Origin of the sequence: Arthrobacter sp. SRS-W-1-2016 (assembly GCF_002009585.1) — a bacterium.
In the GTDB taxonomy this organism is placed as follows: Bacteria; Actinomycetota; Actinomycetes; order Actinomycetales; family Micrococcaceae; genus Arthrobacter; species Arthrobacter bambusae_A.
Genome location: NZ_MTPV01000026.1, coordinates 76,283 through 94,467 on the forward strand (window position 1 = coordinate 76,283; position 18,185 = coordinate 94,467).

16 protein-coding genes and 1 riboswitch are annotated in these 18,185 nt (G+C 65.3%); of the genes, 4 read left to right on the forward strand and 12 right to left on the reverse strand.

The window, feature by feature from the left end; translation table 11 throughout:
- Positions 1 to 70 precede the first annotated feature (70 nt).
- From BMF89_RS06630 to BMF89_RS06645, 4 genes are all read right to left on the reverse strand, one after another.
- A complete protein-coding gene (locus BMF89_RS06630; protein ID WP_253190734.1) occupies positions 71 to 1,432 on the reverse strand; it encodes an ABC transporter substrate-binding protein in 1,362 nt (453 codons plus the stop codon).
- A complete protein-coding gene (locus tag BMF89_RS06635) occupies positions 1,432 to 1,635 on the reverse strand; it encodes a cold-shock protein (RefSeq protein WP_059388209.1) in 204 nt (67 codons plus the stop codon). Before BMF89_RS06635 ends, BMF89_RS06630 begins: the two co-directional genes overlap by 1 nt.
- A 139-nt stretch (positions 1,636 to 1,774) precedes the next feature.
- Complete coding sequence (locus BMF89_RS06640) at positions 1,775 to 2,398, reverse strand: LytR C-terminal domain-containing protein (protein WP_078106282.1); 624 nt, start codon at positions 2,396 to 2,398, stop codon at positions 1,775 to 1,777.
- Positions 2,399 to 2,447: 49 nt separating this feature from the next.
- Positions 2,448 to 2,783: a DUF3263 domain-containing protein gene (locus BMF89_RS06645; protein ID WP_059388211.1), complete on the reverse strand. Its 336-nt coding sequence runs from the start codon at positions 2,781 to 2,783 to the stop codon at positions 2,448 to 2,450.
- Between the two features lie 143 nt (positions 2,784 to 2,926).
- Here BMF89_RS06645 and BMF89_RS06650 point away from each other — a divergent pair, with 143 nt between their 5' ends.
- Both BMF89_RS06650 and BMF89_RS06655 read left to right on the forward strand, forming a co-directional pair.
- Positions 2,927 to 3,694, forward strand: a complete 768-nt coding sequence (locus tag BMF89_RS06650; protein ID WP_253190735.1) for a uracil-DNA glycosylase — start codon at positions 2,927 to 2,929, stop codon at positions 3,692 to 3,694.
- A 15-nt stretch (positions 3,695 to 3,709) separates the two neighbouring features.
- Positions 3,710 to 4,549 (forward strand): siderophore-interacting protein, encoded by an 840-nt coding sequence (locus BMF89_RS06655; RefSeq protein ID WP_078106284.1) that lies wholly within the window; start codon positions 3,710 to 3,712, stop codon positions 4,547 to 4,549.
- 8 nt (positions 4,550 to 4,557) lie between these two features.
- On the opposite strand, the gene BMF89_RS06660 is transcribed toward BMF89_RS06655, so the two are convergent.
- Together BMF89_RS06660 and BMF89_RS06665 are read right to left on the reverse strand one after the other, a co-directional pair.
- On the reverse strand, positions 4,558 to 6,036 hold the full coding sequence (locus BMF89_RS06660) for a threonine/serine exporter family protein (RefSeq protein WP_078106285.1): 1,479 nt from the start codon (positions 6,034 to 6,036) through the stop codon (positions 4,558 to 4,560).
- Positions 6,037 to 6,130: 94 nt separating this feature from the next.
- On the reverse strand, positions 6,131 to 7,204 hold the full coding sequence (locus BMF89_RS06665; RefSeq protein WP_078106286.1) for a peptidoglycan bridge formation glycyltransferase FemA/FemB family protein: 1,074 nt from the start codon (positions 7,202 to 7,204) through the stop codon (positions 6,131 to 6,133).
- Between the two features lie 231 nt (positions 7,205 to 7,435).
- Between BMF89_RS06665 and BMF89_RS21895 the strand changes: the two genes are divergently transcribed.
- Positions 7,436 to 7,600, forward strand: coding sequence for a hypothetical protein (locus tag BMF89_RS21895; protein WP_171983419.1), 165 nt, complete (start codon positions 7,436 to 7,438; stop codon positions 7,598 to 7,600).
- On the opposite strand, the gene BMF89_RS06670 is transcribed toward BMF89_RS21895, so the two are convergent.
- From BMF89_RS06670 to BMF89_RS06695, 6 genes are all read right to left on the reverse strand, one after another.
- On the reverse strand, positions 7,581 to 9,011 hold the full coding sequence (locus BMF89_RS06670; RefSeq protein WP_078106287.1) for an L-serine ammonia-lyase: 1,431 nt from the start codon (positions 9,009 to 9,011) through the stop codon (positions 7,581 to 7,583). The genes BMF89_RS21895 and BMF89_RS06670 overlap by 20 nt on opposite strands.
- Before the next feature lie 214 nt (positions 9,012 to 9,225).
- Positions 9,226 to 10,527: a serine hydroxymethyltransferase gene (gene glyA, locus BMF89_RS06675; RefSeq protein WP_139359577.1), complete on the reverse strand. Its 1,302-nt coding sequence runs from the start codon at positions 10,525 to 10,527 to the stop codon at positions 9,226 to 9,228.
- Positions 10,528 to 10,559: 32 nt separating this feature from the next.
- Positions 10,560 to 10,943, reverse strand: coding sequence for a glycine cleavage system protein GcvH (gcvH, locus tag BMF89_RS06680; protein ID WP_078106289.1), 384 nt, complete (start codon positions 10,941 to 10,943; stop codon positions 10,560 to 10,562).
- 515 nt (positions 10,944 to 11,458) lie between these two features.
- Positions 11,459 to 12,592, reverse strand: coding sequence for a glycine cleavage system aminomethyltransferase GcvT (gene gcvT, locus BMF89_RS06685; RefSeq protein WP_078106290.1), 1,134 nt, complete (start codon positions 12,590 to 12,592; stop codon positions 11,459 to 11,461).
- A 13-nt stretch (positions 12,593 to 12,605) separates the two neighbouring features.
- A complete protein-coding gene (gene gcvP / locus BMF89_RS06690; RefSeq protein WP_078106291.1) occupies positions 12,606 to 15,452 on the reverse strand; it encodes an aminomethyl-transferring glycine dehydrogenase in 2,847 nt (948 codons plus the stop codon).
- Positions 15,453 to 15,611: 159 nt separating this feature from the next.
- A riboswitch (glycine riboswitch) is annotated at positions 15,612 to 15,709 on the reverse strand.
- A 188-nt stretch (positions 15,710 to 15,897) separates the two neighbouring features.
- Positions 15,898 to 16,446 carry a TetR/AcrR family transcriptional regulator gene (locus BMF89_RS06695; RefSeq protein WP_078106300.1) on the reverse strand — a complete coding sequence of 183 codons (549 nt, stop codon included), beginning with the start codon at positions 16,444 to 16,446 and terminating at the stop codon, positions 15,898 to 15,900.
- Positions 16,447 to 16,528: 82 nt separating this feature from the next.
- On the opposite strand from BMF89_RS06695, the gene BMF89_RS06700 reads away from it, so the two are divergent.
- Entirely contained in the window at positions 16,529 to 18,070 is a 1,542-nt protein-coding gene (locus tag BMF89_RS06700) for an MFS transporter (protein WP_078106292.1), read from the forward strand.
- Positions 18,071 to 18,185: the final 115 nt, after the last annotated feature.

An 18,185-nucleotide genomic window follows, 5' to 3' on the forward strand; every position in this document is an offset into this window, starting at 1 on the left:
GGAGAGTGCAAGCAGCAAGCGAGGGAAACTGCTCGCCACGCCAGGGGAATTCGCTACGGGCACAAGCCGATCACGGAGTCCGCGAGGCGGTCTCCTTGCCACTCACCCGCGCAGTGTTGTCTGCACCGTAGGTGAAGACCATGTAATTGGACGATGTAACGTCGCCATTGGCGTCGAACCCGATGGCGCCGGACTCGCCGTCGTAATCCGGAAGCTTGGCCCCCTTCAGCACCTCGAGGCAGTCCTTGTATGACGTACAGGACGTGCGTTCCTTCGTTGCCGCATCACCCGACGTCGGACGTGTCCCGCCGGACACGGTGGTGAGCCAGGCTGCGATCGAACCGCCGGCGTCGTCGCCCGCCGCTGCGGCCGCGAGCGCCGCGAGGGTGACGGCGTCGTACGTTTCGGCCGCGTACGTCGTGTCCTTGAGTTTGGGGTCGATGCCGGTCAGGTCCGCTTGGAACTCCGCACTCGGGAAGACGCCTGGAAGAATTCCCCGCGCGCCGTCGAGGCCACCGGCTCCCAGCGCGGTTCCGTATTGGCGGATGGCACCGTCGCTCAAGATCAGGTTCTTGCCGCTCAACCCCGCGTTCAAGAGCTCGGCCAGGGCGCCTTGGGCGCCATCACGGGCAACCACGACGACGGCGTCCGGAGTGCCGGACTTGATGGCCGCCGCGGCGGGAGCTGCTTTGCCGGCCGTGAATTCCGTGTTGGACACTGCCTCCATTCCGAGGCTGCGGGCAGCGTCCATGACCGCTCCGGAAACACGAGTGCCGTAGTCCCCGGATTCGTGGAGGACGGAAATCCTCTTGGCGCCGCCGTCGTGGGCAAGCTTCGCCAAGACGCTCCCCTGTGCGGCATCAGCGGCCGAGGTGCGGAAGTAGAAACCGCCGTTCTTGTAGCTGCTCAGCCCCGACGCCGTGTTGGCCGGCGAGATGAGCGGAATCCGGGCAGGAGCCAGCACATCGATGGCGGCGGGTGCATGGCTCGAATCCGTCGGCCCCACAACGACGTCGGCGTGGGCCGAAAGCAAAGCCTTGGCTTGCGTGGCTGTATCGGCCGTGAAGGCCGCCGCGCTGGCCCCTTGGCTGGCGCTGATGCCTTCGCCGGCCGCGGATTCCGGGAGCAACTCGACCGGGCGGTTCTTGAAGCCGCCGGCGTCGTTGATCTGCTTGACGGCCAATTTGGCCGCTGCCAGCTCGGACTCGTTGAGGAAGGCGGAACTACCCGTATTGTCCAGAATCACGCCGACGCGCAGGACGCCGTCGCCGCTCGGAGTGACGGAGCTGAGCCTGGCGTTGCCAACGGGGGCGGAACACCCGGCCAGTCCAACGGCCAAGGCTGCAAAACCTGCAAGGAGAGGTGCTGCCAACGATGCCCGGGACCGGCGCACCCCAAGAGGCAGGGACAGCCCTGTTGCCGCAACACCCACTAGATAAGCCGCACGCTTTCTGCCTGCGGGCCCTTCTGGCCCTCGCCCAATTCGAAGTCGACCCTTTGTCCTTCTTCGAGCGCACGGAAGCCATCCATCTGGATGGCGGACCAATGCACAAAGATATCGTCACCGGATTCATCCACGGTGATGAATCCGTAGCCCTTTTCGGCATTGAACCATTTGACGGTTCCCAAAGCCATGATCCCCACACTTTCAACTAGCTGTGGCCGGCTTCCGGGATCTCCGGGCCAGCTCACAACTACTGTAACCACAGTCACGTTGCCGTAGCGCAACCTTGGGTGCGGGTAGCCGCAATGTTATTGAGGCGTAACCGAGTTCCTACTTGTAACCGGGGCCCAGAATGACAACTACGGGCTGCTGGAACTCGGCGCTGTCCACCAGGTTGGAGATACCCAGCAATTTGCCGAGCGCTTCGGCGTTGCCCTTCTGGGCCGCGCCTTTGTAGAAGACCGACGACGTCTGCTGGGGCATGCCGCCCCAGTTGGCGACGGTGGACAACGGCCATCCCCCGCCTTGCACCATGCCGGCCACACGGGCAGCCAGTCCACCGGTGGTGGTGCCGTTGTAGACCGCGACTACCGCGGTCTTGTCCAAGGGCGCCGTGGTGGGGGTCGGCGTGCTGGAGGGAGTGTCGCTCGGGCTTGGTTGCCCGGATGCCTGCACAGAGCTACTTGGAGACGGCATGCTGCTCGCAGAGGGCGACGCCGCGGCACTTGGCTTCGAGGCGCCCGCCGTGGCGACGGCTTGCGGCGTCGTCGATGAGGTGAATCCCAGCTTCGGAAGGACGACGAACGCAACGAGGCCGACAGCCAGCGCAATGCCGCCCAGGAGCAGCACCGGCCACAAGGCTGCGCGGGAAGCGGACGCGACGAGCCTGTGGACACCTTGGCGCGATGAGCTCTGCGGGACACGGTCGAATTCATCCCGGGCAAATTTGGTCATGGTGAAGCCTTGTCCTTGCTGCTTGCTTGCTGGGGTATCAGCGGATGCTTTATGCGTCGGAACCGAGACGGCGCGCTGTGCGGGCCCTCTGACGTGACATACGTAGTCTACGCAATCTCTTGACCAGCATGGGATCGTGCGCCAGTGCTTCCTCGGTGTCGATGAGGGCGTTGAGGAGCTGGTAATAGTGGGTCGCGGACAGATCGAAGAGTTCCCGGACGGCCTGTTCCTTGGCCCCGGCGTACTTCCACCACTGCCTCTCCAGGGCGAGCATCTGCTGTTCACGCTCGCCGAGCGGCGAATCGCTGCGGAGTCCGGCGGACAGGTCTTCGAGCACCAATCCAGTTGCTTCGGACGCCATGGGTTCCCGTGCGGGTTCTGCCACGACACACTCCTTCGACGCATTGACTGAAAAATGTCCCCCGCCCATGGTAACGGGCGAATAACACCGATGTCATTTGCCCCGCCGCGGGAGGAACTCCCGAGGCCCGCTTTCCCCAGATGCCCCACGACAGGGAGAATGGCTGGGTGGCAGGCGAAGAAGCGTTATTTGAGCTTGAATCCGAGGACCGCTCCGCCGGGTTCGAAGCACTCCCGGGGATGGCCTTGGAGGACCTGATGGCCCCGGACTGGGCCCACGCGCTCTCCGGCGTCGAGGACGAGTTGCGCTCGGCGCTGGCCTTCGTGGCGGGCGAGGCCAGCCGCGGAACCCAGGTGCTGCCTGCCGCGTCGAACATCCTTCGCGCCTTCCGGCAGCCACTGGCCGACGTCAAAGTGCTGATCCTCGGCCAGGACCCCTACCCGACGCCGGGACACGCCGTCGGGCTCGCTTTCGCGGTTTCCGGACAAACCCGGCCCATCCCCCGCAGCCTCTCGAACATCTACCGGGAGATGGAGTCCGACCTCGGGCTCCCGCAGCGGGTGCACGGAGATCTTTCGGCCTGGACGGACCAAGGGGTACTTCTCCTGAACAGGGTGCTGAGCGTCGCTGCCGGTGCGGCCGGCTCGCACCGGGGCAAAGGCTGGGAGGCCATCACGACGGCGGCGGTCACCGCCGTCGCACGCCGCACCAATGCTGCCGGGCTGCAGAGTCCGCTGGTCGCGATCCTGTGGGGCAAGGACGCCGAAGCCGTCCAGCCCCTCCTTGAAGGCGCCCCCGTGATCTCCTCCGCGCACCCCAGCCCGCTCTCCGCGTCGCGGGGCTTCTTCGGTTCGCGCCCGTTCAGCCGGGCCAACGAGCTGCTCCACTTGCAAGGCGCGGATCCCGTCATCTGGGAACTTCCACCACTGCCCTAGCTTAGGCTTGCCTACATGACATCTTTGCCCGCGACGTCGTCTGCATCCCGGAATACCCGCCCCCAAGTGAACCTGACTGTCCTGCGCACGGAACAGCTTTCGCCCCACATGGTGCGCATCATTGCAGGTGGACCCGGTTTTGCCGGCTACGCGAACAACGACTTCGTGGACCGGTACGTGAAGATCGTCTTCCCGCAGCCCGGCGTCGACTACGATCTGCCTCTGGATCTCTGGGCCATCCGCGAGACCATGCCGCGCGAACAGTGGCCTTACACCCGCACCTACACCGTCCGCTGGGTGGACCAGGCCGCGCAGGAATTGGCCATTGATTTTGTGGTCCACGGCGACGAGGGCCTTGCGGGTCCGTGGGCCCTGGCGGCCCAGCCGGGCGACACGCTTGTTTTCACAGGTCCCGGCGGCGCCTACAACCCGGCACCCGACGCCGACTGGTACCTTTTCGCGGGCGACGACGCCGCGCTCCCGGCGATCGCCGCAGCAATCGAATCCCTGCCCGCCGACGCCAAGGGCATGGCTTTCCTCGAAGTCGACAGCGACGCCGACATCCTTGCCATAGCGGCCCCCGACGGCGTGGAGCTGCGTTGGCTCCTTCGCTCCGGAGTCCCGGCCGGATCCAGCTCGATCCTGCTTGATGCCTTGGACGAAGCGGAGTGGCTGCCCGGCCGCGTCGACGTGTTTGCGCATGGAGAACGCGGTTACATGAAGGAACTTCGGGACATCTTCTTCAAGCAGCGTGGGCTCGAGCGCTCCCAGGTATCGCTCTCCGGATACTGGGCCCAGGGGCGCGTCGAGGACGATTTCCAGGCAGAGAAGAAACTCCCGATCGGGCAGATCTAGGGCGCAGGCTAGCGCCGGCGGACGCGGCGTCGCTCGTTGCTGGCAAGGCCCTTTGTCAGCGGACGGGCAAGGTTGTCGCCCAGGACAATTCCCGCGGCCACGCCCAGCACGATTGCCCCGGCGTTGAGCATGCCGCCCGAACCGAGCAAGACGTCCGCTTCCTGCACGGTCAACACATACATGGAACGGAATATCTTCAGGCCGGGGAGCAGGATGAGGGCGGCCGGGACGGCCACCACCAACTGCGGGGCCCCCAACCTGAGCGCGACCATGCGGGCGAGCAGACCGATGATGACGGCGGAAATCGCCGGCGAGAGCCGGTCTCCGAAGCCGAGGTTTGAAGCCCCCCACAAGACGAAGTAACCCACCAAGCCCACTGCCGCCGTCGGGAGCAGAAGCTTGAGGAGGGTCTGTTCGGTGATGCCGATGGCAATCACCCCGATGGCGATCAGGATGGCCTGGCCCCACAATGGATACGCTTCGGGGAATGTTTGCGTGACGTCGATCGCGACGCTGCCGATGAGGTCACCCACAACCACTGCGACGGCGATCCCCGCAACGATCGCGCCGAAGGTCAGGATGGTGGACAGGAAACGTCCGGCCGCAGTCACGGGGAATCCGTTGATGGCATCTTGCACCGAGGAGACGAGCCGGCCCGTTGGCAACAGCAAGAGGATGCCACCTGCCACAACGATCGACGGCGGGATGTCCGCCCCGGCCCAGTGGAGCATGAGCGCAATGAACGTGACCAGGAAGGAGCAAGCGGCTGTCACGAAGAAGTCAGGCGTGCGCCACTTGCCCAATTGCCGGGCCACGAGGTTGACGAGCATGTTGGAGACGAAAGCCAGGGCGGACGCCCCAACTCCCCCGCCCAGGACCCCGACGAAAACAGCGGAGAAGACGCCGAACGCCATGGTGACCATCCACCGCGGAAAGGGCTTGCTGCTGCGGATGATGTCATCCAGCCGCCCCACCGCTTCAGACCTGCCCACCCCGCCGGCCACGATATCCGTGACGAGCTGGTGAACCTGGGCCAGGCCTGCATAGTTGTTGGTCCAGGAGCGAACCACCCGGAGCAGCGTAATGGGAGTCTGGTCCTTGGGCGCGTAGTTGAGCGCGACGGACTGGTTGGTGATGTCGACTTCGATGTTCTTCAACCCGAGCGCGGCCGTGACTGCGATGATGCTGGTCTCGACTTCGAGGGCTCCGGCTCCGTACCGAAACATGGATTCTGCCATGTGCAGCGCGAAGTCGATGGTCTTGCGGGCCGAAGCATCAACGCCGCCCACATGGATGATGGGGTTGGCGTATGGACTGCCCGCCAGGCGATCGACGATGCTCATGGGAGCAGTGGGAGGGTTCTCCCCTTGCACGAGCCTGCGAAGCATGCGCTTGGCGTTGACATTCTGGCGCACCTGGGATGGCTTCAGCGGCTGCGTCTTGGGCAAGCCGTCGGTGTTGGGCCTGTTGTCGGGGCGGTCAGTCAAGCGGGTGTTCCTCCAAAGGGCGTGGTTCCTCCAAATACGATGGCATGCACATGCGGTAGCCGGGTGGCATTGAGATCCTGGTGGAACTGCTGGCCTAGTAGAACTGTTGACCAGTGCGGCGGGTGTAGACCTGCCGCGCGATACGCTCCCCGGCCGCGGTCCAGAGCTTGTACTTCAGCGGGCTGATGACTTGGTCGTAGCAGCCGACAAAGTCGGTGACGGCCTTGCTGAAGCTGGTCTTGAACAAGCCAAGCCCGTGGAACGGATGCGAAGTGTCTTTGAGCCGGTCAGCGGGAGGAGTGCCGCAGAAATCGTACTCCGTGCAACCCAGTTCCTTGACCTGGTTGATGGCGGTCCACTGGACCAGGTGCGAATCGCCGTACTGCGCGCGCTTCTGCAGCGATCCGCCGTCCTTGTAGGTGCCCTTCCGGCCATAGTTGATGACGAAGGCTCCGACCGAGGGGACACCGTTTTCAAAGACAAACAAGAGCCTGCCCTGGCCACGTTCGATGAAGTTGGTCCAGAACTGGCGATAGTACCCGAATTCGCGGACCCGCACTTGGGACTTCGCCTCGACGGTGTTGGTCATCAGCGCATACATCGAGCGGAAGTTCTCTTCCGTGGGTTCCATGGTGTGGACCTCCACGCCTTCGCGGATGGCCCGGCGCACGGCGTTGCGGCCTCGGGAATGCAGGTTGCGCAGTAGCTGGTTCTCCTCGGGAGAGATGTCCAGCAGGGCTGTGGAGTCGTTCGGCTGCAGGTTGGGGGTCTTGACCACTCCGGTGGCTTCAATCGCGTCCCGGGCTTCGCTGCTGAGGACGATGTCCGGCTCGATTTTCACTGCGAAGACGCCGAGCTTGTCCTGCTTCACGAATTCCCGGTTGGCTTTGATGATCCCTGGAATGTCCTCGACGCCGGCAACATCGGGGCCCTTGATGAGGTACCAGAGCTTGCCGAGCAGCGGGAACGACTTCTCCAGGACCAGGTTGTAGCTGCTGTAGTCCTCGGTCTCGTACACGAGATGCAGGGGCTTCCAGCCGAAGTGTTGCTTCACGTCCGCGAAGGCCTCGGATTGGAGGAGGTTGCCGCCGTTGGGGTTGGCTGTGACGTGTTTGTCCCAGTGTTCGATTTCCTCGGCGGTGGCAAAGCGTGCGGTAAATTCTCGCAAGGGGGCCGTGTCCAATCAGTTGCGTACGTGAGGCAGCAGGCACCGGTGTGCGGCGCAGGCGTTCAGCTCCAAGTCTATCGGCCACCACGGAGGGCTGGGGAATGGCCGGTTTCAACGCCTGGCCGTGGATGGCAGATCCGGGCCTCACAGCCAGGTCAAAGGTTCCCCAAAGTCCACAACTATTCCGGCGGCGGAGAGTAGTCATAACAACACCTGAACCAGGAGGATCCGATGATCGTCTACCGCCCCATTCCGCCGCTCTCCGCCGGCCGCAGCAACAGCTTGTGGTCGGTATTCGCCGCTATGGCATCCGCGGCACTCCTGGGCCCGGCCTGGCCGTCCGGTACCCGCCGCGTCGACCATCAGGAAGCGGTCGTCAGCACTCCACGACGTTGACTGCGAGGCCGCCCATGGCGGTTTCCTTGTATTTGGAGGACATGTCCTTGCCGGTTTCGCGCATGGTCACGATGACCTCGTCCAGGGAAACGCGGTGGGTGCCGTCCCCCCAGAGCGCCATCTTCGCGGCGTTGATGGCCTTCGCCGCGGCGATCGCGTTGCGTTCGATGCACGGAATCTGCACGAGTCCGCCGATCGGGTCGCAGGTGAGGCCCAGGTTGTGTTCCATCGCGATCTCGGCCGCGTTCTCCACCTGTCCCGGGGAGCCGCCCATGACTTCGGCCAAGCCGGCGGCGGCCATCGAGGAAGCGGAGCCGACCTCGCCCTGGCAGCCCACTTCGGCGCCGGAGATCGAGGCCTGCTCCTTGTAGAGCACCCCGACGGCACCCGCGGCGAGCAGGAACTTCACCACGACGTCGTCGCGGTCCTGTTGCGTGGCCTTGTCCATTCCGGGGGCGAAATGCAGGGCGTAGTACAGCACGGCGGGGATGATCCCGGCGGCGCCGTTCGTGGGCGCAGTGACCACGCGGCCGCCCGAGGCGTTTTCCTCGTTCACGGCCAGGGCGATCAGGTTCACCCATTCCTGCCAGTACTTCGGATCCCGGTAGTCAGGGTCCTGGTCTTTTGTTTCCTTCAGGAGCCTCTCGTGCCAGTCCGGTGCCCGACGGCGGACCTTCAGCCCGCCGGGCAGCACGCCTTCGCGCTTGAGGCTGGTTTCGACGCAGCCCTCCATGACGGACCAGATGTGGAGCAGGCCTTCGCGGATTTCCTCTTCGGTCCGGGAAGCCCGTTCGTTGATGAACATGATGTCCGAAATGCCGAGTCCCTTGGAGGAGCAGCGTCCCATCAGCTCGGCGGCAGTGCGGAAGGGCAGCGGAAGTTCCTTCTTGGACTCCTCCAGTTCCTTCTGGGCCGCGTCCTCTTCGCCTTCGCGGACAATGAAGCCACCGCCCACGGAGAAGAACGTCGCCTCGTGCAGCACCTCGCCGTCGGCGTCGGACACGGAGAACTTCATCCCGTTCGTATGCCGGGGAAGGACCGTGAGGGGGTGCAGGATCATGTCCGCCTCCCCATACGGCAGGGATACCCCGGATTCGGGCTCGACGGCGCCGCCAAGGTTCAGAGTCCCGGTCTCCGCGATCGAAGCAAGCCGTTCCTCCACTTGCTCGGGGAGGATCTCCTCAGGGTGATAACCCTCCAAGCCCAGCAGCACCGCGGTCATGGTGCCGTGCCCCCGGCCCGTAGCAGCCAGGGAACCATACAGGTCAACGCGCAGGGACGTCACCCGGTCCAGCTTTCCCGAAGCCTTCAGCTCTCCCGCAAAGACCGCAGCAGCCCGCATCGGCCCCACGGTATGCGAACTCGAAGGACCAATCCCAATAGAGAAAAGATCGAAGACGCCAACAGCCATTGTCGGTTCCTAACTAGATATATGGTCGGGGACGGTGGGGGAGGTGAGCAGCGCGGCCCCTTCGGGACCGACATCCGGCAGCGGGCGTCTAAGGGAGCGTCACGTCCGCCCAGCGGGCGTCTTCGCGACCGAGCCCGCAGAGGATGCCGGCCCCGACGGCCGAGGTGAGCTGGCTCCGGAACCAACCCGGTCCCGGAGCCAGCCGCGGAGAACCTCAGCTGAGGTTCGCGACGCCGGGGTAGAGCGGGTGCGCGGCGGCGAGTGCCTCCACGCGGTGACGCAGGCCGGAGAGGTCGGCGTCGGCGTCGGCGATCAGTGCTTCGGCGATGATGTCCGCAACTTCGCGGAACGCCGCTTCACCGAAGCCGCGGGTTGCCAGTGCCGGGGTGCCGATCCGCAGGCCGGAGGTCACCATCGGCGGGCGCGGGTCGAACGGAACCGCGTTGCGGTTGACGGTGATGTCGATCGCAGCGAGGCGGTCCTCGGCTTCCTGGCCGTTGAGTTCGCAGTTGCGCAGGTCCACGAGGACCAGGTGCACGTCGGTGCCGCCGGAGATCACGTTGATGCCCTTGGCAGTGACGTCGGGCTGGACGAGGCGCTCGGCCAGGATCCGGGCACCGGCCAACACGCGTTCCTGGCGTTCCTTGAACTCTTCCGAACCGGCGATCTTGAAGGCCACGGCCTTGCCGGCGATCACGTGCTCCAACGGTCCGCCCTGCTGGCCCGGGAAGACCGCGGAATTGATCTTCTTGGCGATGTCGGCGTCGTTGGAGAGGATGATGCCGCCGCGCGGACCGGCGAGGGTCTTGTGCGTCGTCGACGTCGTCACGTGGGCGTGCGGGACCGGGGACGGGTGCAGGCCGGCGGCCACGAGGCCGGCGAAGTGCGCCATGTCCACCATGAGGTACGCGCCCACGAGGTCCGCGATGCGGCGGAACTCGGCGAAGTCCAGCTGGCGCGCGTAGGCGGACCAGCCGGCCACGATCAGTGCCGGCTTGTGCTCAAGCGCCAGGCGCTCCACTTCGGCCATGTCGATCCGGTGGTCCTCTTTGCGGACCTGGTACGGGATGACGTTGTACAGGCGGCCGGAGAAGTTGATCCGCATGCCGTGGGTCAAGTGCCCGCCGTGGGCCAGGTTCAGGCCCATGATGGTATCGCCCGGCTTGATCAGGGCGTGCATCACCGAGGCGTTCGCCTGGGCGCCGGAGTGCGGCTGCACGTTCGCGTACCCGGCACCGAAGAGGGCCTTCACCCGGTCGATCGCGAGCTGCTCGATGACGTCCACGTGCTCGCAACCACCGTAGTAGCGCTTGCCCGGGTAGCCCTCGGCATACTTGTTGGTCAGCACCGAACCCTGCGCCTGCATGACAGCCACGGCGGTGTGGTTCTCCGACGCGATCATTTCCAGGCCCGACCGCTGACGGTTCAGCTCGTCGTCGATCTTCGCCGCGATCTCCGGATCCAGCTCGGACAACACAGCATCCAGGCTCGGCGAAACAACCTGCTCGAACGCAATGTTCTCGGTGCGCGCGGTTCCGTTCGCGGCGCTCACAGCTCGCCACCGTTCTTGGAAGCGTATTCCTCTGCGGAAAGCAGCGGACCGTCGGACTCGGCGGCCACCTTGAAGAGCCACCCCGCACCGTACGGATCGTTGTTGATCAGTGCGGGATCGTCGACGACGTCGGAATTCACTTCCGTAACCTCGCCCGTGACCGGGGAGTACAGATCCGAAACGGACTTCGTGGACTCCACCTCACCGCAGGTCTCCCCCGCAGTCACAGCGGAACCGACCTCGGGCAAGTCAACGTACACGATATCGCCGAGGGCGTCGGTGGCCACGGCGGAGATGCCAACGGACACAAGATTGCCGGCTTCGCGGGCAACCCATTCGTGCTCGTCGGAGTACTGGAGTTCAGGTGCAACTTTTGCCATGTTTTTTCCTTTGCGTTGGTCTAAGAAAACAGTTGTGGTCGGGTTGGGTGGCGGATAACGGAATTCCTCGGCGTGCTCGCTCGTTCCTCGCTTAGACGCACATGCCGGAATCCCGTCACCCGCCCTTCGTCAGTTCAGTTTTCGGGGCCAACCGTTCCGGAAAAGAACGCTGGCCCTTTCGGTTTTAGTCGGTGACCCGTGGTTCCCGCGAGCCCAACCTGCGGCAGGTGGCCTATCATCCAGCACCTTTGGCTTTCGAAAGCGAGAGCCGAAGGTGCCGGACTGAATCTGAACCCGCGGTGAGCTGAGAGCCGCCGCTGGCCGGGAGGATCCGGAAGCGGGCGTCCCCACCGTCCCCCTAACCTCGCAAGCTCGGTCAGGGAACCCGGACGGCGTGGGCCCCTGGGAGCGACACGTCCGCTCAGCGGGCGTCTTCGCGACCGAGCACGCGGAGGATTCTTCCGTCCCGCGGCTCCCAGCCACCCCCGGATCCGACGGGCTCAAGGCGTGACGACTTACTTGACTCGCTTGTAGAACGGCAGTGCGACAACTTCGAACGGCTCGGACTTGCCGCGCAGGTCGACGTCAAGGGCCGTACCGGGTTCGGTGTGTTCGACGTCGACATAGGCCAACGCGACGGGGTAGCCGAGGGTGGGGCTGGGCTGGCCGGAGGTGACTTCGCCGACCACGACGCCGTCCTTGAGGACCGGGTAGTGGCTGCGGCCGGCGCGGCGGCCGAGGCCCTTGAGGCCGACCAGCTTGCGGCCGCTGGTGGAACCGGCGCCCTCAGCCTTGAGGGCTTCCAGGGCAGCACGGCCCACGAAGTCGCTTTCCTTGGCGAGGGAGACCACGGGGCCGAGGCCTGCCGAGAAGGGGTTGCCTTCGCGGGAGAGTTCGTTGCCGTAGAGCGGCATGCCCGCTTCCAGGCGCAGGGAGTCACGGGAGGCCAGGCCGGCGGGGATCAGCTCGCCGTCCTGGGCAACTGCTGCGATTGCTTGCCACAGGGCCGCAGCGGCATCATTGTCCACGAAGATTTCGAAGCCGTCCTCGCCGGTGTAGCCGGTGCGGGCGAGCAGCAGTTCCGTCGTGTTCCCGGCAAAGGTGAAGGGCACCTCGACGGCGGCGTAGTACTTGAGCCCGGTGACGAGGGAGTGCTGTGCGGCAGGGACGAGGCGGAGGAGGATTTCTTCCGCCTTGGGGCCCTGGACGGCGATCAGCGAGGTTGCCGCGGAGGCGTCCTCGACGACGACGTCGAAGTTGGCTGCCCGTTCGGCCAGCGCCTCGGCGACAACCTTGGCGTTGCCGGCGTTAGGGACCACCAGGAACGTGGAATCGCCGCGGCGGTAGGTGATGAGGTCGTCGATGATGCCGCCGTCTTCCTGGCAGATCAGCGAGTACTTCGCCTTGCCGATCGACATGGCGGAGATCTTGCCCACCAGGGCGTAGTCCAGGAAAGCCGCGGCTTCGGGGCCGGTGACCCAGACTTCGCCCATGTGGGAAAGGTCGAACAGGCCCGCGGACTGGCGAACGGCGTGGTGCTCGGCCAGTTCGGAGGAGTACTTCAGGGGCATCTGCCAGCCACCGAAATCGGTGAAGGAAGCGCCGAGCTTCTTGTGCTCTTCGTAGAGCGCAGTGTAGTTCTCAGTCATCGTGAGGAGTCCTTTAGTTCTCGAAGGCTTCGATCGGAGGGCAGGAGCAGACCAGGTTACGGTCGCCTGCGGCGCCGTCGATGCGGCCTACGGGCGGGAAGTACTTGTCCTGCTTGAGGTGGTGGACCGGGAAGACGGCCTGCTCGCGGGAGTACTCACGGTTCCAGTCGGAGGAGACGACGGCGGCCGCGGTGTGCGGTGCGTGGCGCAGCGGGCTGCTCTCCACCGTCAAGTTGCCGTGGGCGACCTGGTCGATTTCCTTGCGGATGGTGATCATGGCTTCGATGAAGCGGTCGATCTCGCCGAGGTCCTCGGATTCGGTGGGTTCCACCATCAGGGTGCCCGCGACGGGGAACGCGAGGGTGGGTGCGTGGAAGCCGTAGTCGATGAGGCGCTTGGCCACGTCCTCGGCGGTGACGCCGGTCTTGGCGGTCAGTTCGCGCAGGTCCAGGATGCACTCGTGGGCTACGAGTCCGCCTTCGCCGGTGTAGAGGACGGGGAAGTACTCGTTCAGGCGGGAGGCGATGTAGTTCGCGGCAAGCAGCGCGGACTTCGTGGCCTCGGTGAGGCCTTCGCCGCCCATGAGCTTCACGTAGGCCCAGGAAATCGGCAGGACGCCGGCGGAGCCGAAGCGTGAAGCCGAGATGGGCACGTCGTTGCCTTCGGTCCAGGCCGCGGCATTGCCGGGCATGAAGGGGGCCAGGTGCGCCTTGGCCGCGACCGGGCCCACGCCGGGTCCTCCGCCGCCGTGCGGGATGCAGAAGGTCTTGTGCAGGTTCAGGTGGGACACGTCGCCGCCGAACTTGCCCGGCTGGGCCAGGCCGACCAGGGCGTTGAGGTTGGCGCCGTCGATGTACACCTGGCCGCCGGCTGCGTGCACGGAGTCGCAGACCTCGCGCACGTCCGCGTCGTACACGCCGTGCGTGGAGGGGTAGGTGATCATGATGGCCGAGAGGACGTCCTTGTTGGCGTCGATCTTGGCTTGCAGGTCCGCGTGGTCGATGGTGCCATCGGCCGCGGTGGCCACCACCACCACCTTCATGCCGGCCAGCACGGCCGAGGCGGCGTTGGTGCCGTGGGCCGAGGCCGGGATGAGGCAGACGTTGCGCTGGGCCTCGCCGCGGGAGTGGTGGTAGCCGCGGATCGCCAGCAGGCCAGCGAGCTCGCCCTGGGAACCGGCGTTGGGCTGGATGGAGACCTGGTCGTACCCGGTGATCTCGCTCAGCTGGGATTCCAGGTCCGTGATGAGTTCACGCCAGCCCCCGGTCTGGGAATCCGGGGCGAAGGGGTGGATCGAGGCGAATTCAGGCCAGGAGATCGCTTCCATCTCGGCGGTGGCGTTCAGCTTCATCGTGCACGAACCCAGCGGGATCATGGTGCGGTCCAGCGCCAGGTCCCGGTCCGAGAGCTTGCGGATGTAGCGCAGCAACTGGGTTTCGGAACGGTGCGTGTTGAACACCGGGTGCTGCAGGTAGTCCGAAGAACGCTCGACCGCGGCCTCCAGGACGAAGCCCTCGTTGGCTTCGGTGAGTGAAGCACCAAACGCGGCGAGGACGTCGGCGACAACCGCCGTCGTTGTGGTCTCGTCAACCGAGACGCCCACAGTGTCGGCGTCGATGCCGCGCAGGTTGATGCCCTGGGCCTCCGCGGCAGCGACGATCCCGGCAGCCTTGCCCGGGACGCGGACGGTGACGGTGTCGAAGAAGCTGCCGTGCAGCACCTCAAGGCCCGCGGCCTTCAAGGACGCAGCCAGGGTGCGGGCGTGGTGGTGGGCGGTCTCGGCGATCGCCTTCAGGCCCTCGGGGCCGTGGTAGACGGCGTACATCGAGGAAACGATGGCCAGCAGTGCCTGCGCGGTGCAGATGTTGGACGTCGCCTTCTCGCGGCGGATGTGCTGCTCACGGGTCTGCAGCGCCAGGCGGTAGGCCGGAGTACCGGCGTCGTCCTTGGAAACGCCCACCAAGCGGCCCGGCATCGACCGCTCCAGGCCCTTCTGGACCGCCATGTACGCGGCGTGCGGGCCGCCGAAGAACAACGGCACGCCGAAGCGCTGGGTGGAGCCGACGGCGATGTCGGCACCCTGCTCGCCCGGAGGCGTGATCAGGGTGAGGGCCAGCAGGTCCGCGGCAACCGTGACCAGGGCGCCGCGTTCCTTGGCGGCGGCGATCACGCCCGAGTGGTCGAACACCCGGCCGGAAACGCCCGGCTGCTGCAGCACGATCCCGTTGATCTCGCCGTCGGGCAGGCCCTGGGACAGGTCGGCGATCTCCACCTCGAAGCCCAGCGCCTCGGCGCGGCCCTTCACGATCGCGATGGTCTGCGGGAGGCAGTCGGCGTCCAGGACCGTCTTGCCGTCGTGGGCGCTCTTGTTCTTGTTCGCCCGGCGCATCATCAGGACCGCTTCGGCCACGGCCGTGGCTTCATCCAGGAGGGAAGCGTTGGCGATGGGCAGGCCCACCAGGTCCTGGACCATGGTCTGGAAGTTCAGCAGGGCTTCGAGGCGGCCCTGGGAAATCTCGGGCTGGTACGGGGTGTAGGCCGTGTACCAGGCCGGGGATTCGAGGATGTTGCGGCGGATCACCGGCGGAGTGACGGTGTCGTAATAGCCCTGGCCGATCATCTGCACGGCCGTCTTGTTCTTGGAAGCCAGCCTGCGCAGCTCGGCCAGGACCTCGACCTCGCTCAGGGCGTCCTGGAGCGTCAGCGCGACGTCCTGGCGAATGTCTTTGGGAACCGCGGTGTCCACGAGCGAATCGACACTGTCGTAGCCAACAGACTTGAGCATGATGTCAATGTCGGCCTGGCGACGGGCGCCGATATGCCGGTCAACGAACGTGGTGGAGGTTGAACTAACCGTCACGAAGGAACTCCATTTATAAGGCGGCGCAAGGTACGCCACAGCTAATCGGATTCCTCCCCGCTCTGTATTGGACCTGAGAGTTTCCGCGAAACGTGCTTATGGCACTGTCCGCTTGCACCGTCGGTGAGCGCGCGTCAGCGTGCTGCTTTCCAGAGTTGCCTTGCCGCGGCGGTGCGTGGGCCTGAGAGATTCCTGGGGAGGATTTGCTCCTACGGCGCCTGCATCACATGCCTGCAGGACTCTCCCGCCGCAGATCAAAGGCGTATTCAATTGTGTGAATCGACTGTGGTTGCCGGTGACGGCTGCCACAACTACCAATTGTCCTATGGACTGCCCGCGTCCGCAAATAGGGTTACCTAGCAGCCCGACTTTCCCAACTGACTGGCACTTGTTGTCGTTTTGGAGCCTCAAAACGACACCTAATGCGAGTCAGTTGGGTGGCCACTCAGGTACGGAGGCGTTCGACGGCGGCCAGCAGCGCACCGACGTCGGCGCTCCTCGCGCTGGCCTTGACTTCCGTATCACCGGCGCCGCCTTCGAGCATTGCGTTGAAGTAGAGTCCATCGCCCATGTACCGGACGGCTTTGGCCATCTCAGGCCCCACTTCCTCGGCCAGCACATCGAGCCATTGTTGCTGGATTCCGGCGAAGCGCCTGCGGGTTTCTTCATGGGCTACTTCCGCGAGGCGCGTGGCCGCTACAAACACCCGGTCCAAGGGCGTGTCGGCCCACAGCGAGGACTTGATGAAGAACGCGGCAGCACCTTCCGGGGCTGCCTTCATCGCCTCGATGTCCAGCGCGGCCAGCCCGTCCATGCGCTCGAGCAAGGAGCTGATCATGGCTTCCTTGTTGGGGAAATGGTAGAGCAAGCCGCCCTTGGAGACGCCTGCGCGCTTGGCGACGGCGTCCAGGGTGGCAGCCCGCTCCCCCACCTCGATCAGCAGGGCTTCAAAGGCATCCAGGACAGCGTCCCGGGCAATAGGTTTTCGCGGCATGGTGTCCATCATCCCTTAGTTCGATGCGGCAGTTCGATGAGTCAAATTGAAACTATACCGTCCAGACGGTACAGTTATATTCATGTTCACCCCGTCCACAACCCAGCACCCGCGTACCCCTTCGATCCACACCGCCCCGTGGCGCGACTGGGCTGCCCTGGCACTCCTGATGTTCCCCGTGCTGCTGGTGGCTGTGGACAATACGGCGCTGACATTTGCCCTGCCGCAAATCGCCCGGTCGCTGGAAGTCGGGGGCGTACAGCTGCTATGGGTCGTGGATGCCTATCCGCTGGTCCTCGCAGCACTGTTGGTGTCCATGGGAAACCTGGGTGACCGGATCGGCCGCCGCCGCTTGCTGTTGATCGGCAGCACGGGCTTCGCGGCCGTTTCCGCGGCCACGGCCTTCGCCCCATCGGCTGAATGGCTCATTGCAGGACGTGCCAGCATGGGCATCTTCGGAGCCATGCTCATGCCGTCCACACTGTCGTTGATCCGCAACATCTTCCCGGACCCGAACCGCCGCCGGCTCGCGGTTGCCGTGTGGGCCGCGGGATTCTCCGGCGGCGCCGCGCTCGGTCCGATCTTTGGCGGTTGGCTCGTGGAGCATTTCCGGTGGGGAGCCGTGTTCCTGGTCGCCGTGCCGCTGTTGCTTCCCCTGCTGGCGTTCGGTCCGTCCCTGATTCCCGAGTCGAAGGACCGCAACCCGGGCAAGCCCGACGTTCCCAGCGTGGTGCTGTCCGTCCTGACCATGGCCCCGGTGGTTTACGGCATCAAGGAGGCCGCCGTGCACGGGTTCGGCCCGGTTCCCGCGGCCTTCATGGTGTTCGGCTTGGCTATGGGAATTGTCTTCGTCCGGAGGCAGGGCTCGTTGGCATCGCCCATGTTGGACGTTCAGCTTTTCCGGAACAAGGTCTTCAGCACGGCCATTACGGCCAACGTCCTGTCCCTGTTCTCCATGACGGGGTTCATCTACTTCTTCGCCCAGCACTTGCAGCTGGTGGAGGGCCAGTCCCCCATGCAGGCAGGGATCGCGATGGTTCCCGCCCTACTTGCCACGATTGTGGCAGGACTGGTGGTGGTCCCCTTGGTCAAGCGGATCCGCCCTGGCCTGGTGGTGGCATCGGGATTGGCGCTGAGCGCGGTGGGATACCTCGTGGCCGCCCTGGGAAACCACAGCCAGGGGCCGGGGTACCTTTTGACGGCGCTCCTGCTGCTGGCCATCGGGGTTGGCTCGGCGGAGACCATCTCCAACGACCTGATCCTCGGCGCGGTTCCTGCCGACAAAGCAGGCGCGGCATCGGCGATCTCGGAAACGGGCTACGAACTCGGATCACTGCTGGGCACAGCCGTGCTCGGCTCCATCCTGACAGCGTCCTACCAACACCATTTGCTGCTTCCGGTCGAACTGTCGGCCCACGCCGCAGAACGCTCGCGGGAGACGCTCGCCGGCGCCATGGACACCGCATCTACCCTGCCCCAGCCATTGGGCGACTCCCTGGGCACCGCGGCGCGTGCGGCCTTTGAATCGGGCGTCCACATCACGGCGGCGATCGGGCTGGTTCTGATGGCGGGGGCGGCAGTCCTCTCCGCCGTCGTGCTCCGCCGCGTGCCGACCGCCAAGTAGGCGGAGTCTAGACTGCCTGGTTCAAGGCAGCATCCGGGGCGCTGAAGCTGCGGGTGATGCCGCCCAGGGTGGCGGTGGCGAGGGTCGAGAGGTAGTCGTGCCGGCGTCGGGCGGT

Excerpts from the sequence above, each read along its gene's own strand:
- BMF89_RS06640 (WP_078106282.1), bottom strand. The coding sequence starts at position 2,398 with ATGACCAAATTTGCCCGGGATGAATTCGACCGTGTCCCGCAGAGCTCA.
- BMF89_RS06635 (WP_059388209.1), bottom strand. The coding sequence starts at position 1,635 with ATGGCTTTGGGAACCGTCAAATGGTTCAATGCCGAAAAGGGCTACGGA.
- BMF89_RS21895 (WP_171983419.1), top strand. The coding sequence starts at position 7,436 with ATGATCGTCTACCGCCCCATTCCGCCGCTCTCCGCCGGCCGCAGCAAC.
- BMF89_RS06700 (WP_078106292.1), top strand. The coding sequence starts at position 16,529 with ATGTTCACCCCGTCCACAACCCAGCACCCGCGTACCCCTTCGATCCAC.
- BMF89_RS06695 (WP_078106300.1), bottom strand. The coding sequence starts at position 16,446 with ATGCCGCGAAAACCTATTGCCCGGGACGCTGTCCTGGATGCCTTTGAA.
- gcvH (WP_078106289.1), bottom strand. The coding sequence starts at position 10,943 with ATGGCAAAAGTTGCACCTGAACTCCAGTACTCCGACGAGCACGAATGG.
- gcvT (WP_078106290.1), bottom strand. The coding sequence starts at position 12,592 with ATGACTGAGAACTACACTGCGCTCTACGAAGAGCACAAGAAGCTCGGC.
- BMF89_RS06670 (WP_078106287.1), bottom strand. The coding sequence starts at position 9,011 with ATGGCTGTTGGCGTCTTCGATCTTTTCTCTATTGGGATTGGTCCTTCG.
- BMF89_RS06655 (WP_078106284.1), top strand. The coding sequence starts at position 3,710 with ATGACATCTTTGCCCGCGACGTCGTCTGCATCCCGGAATACCCGCCCC.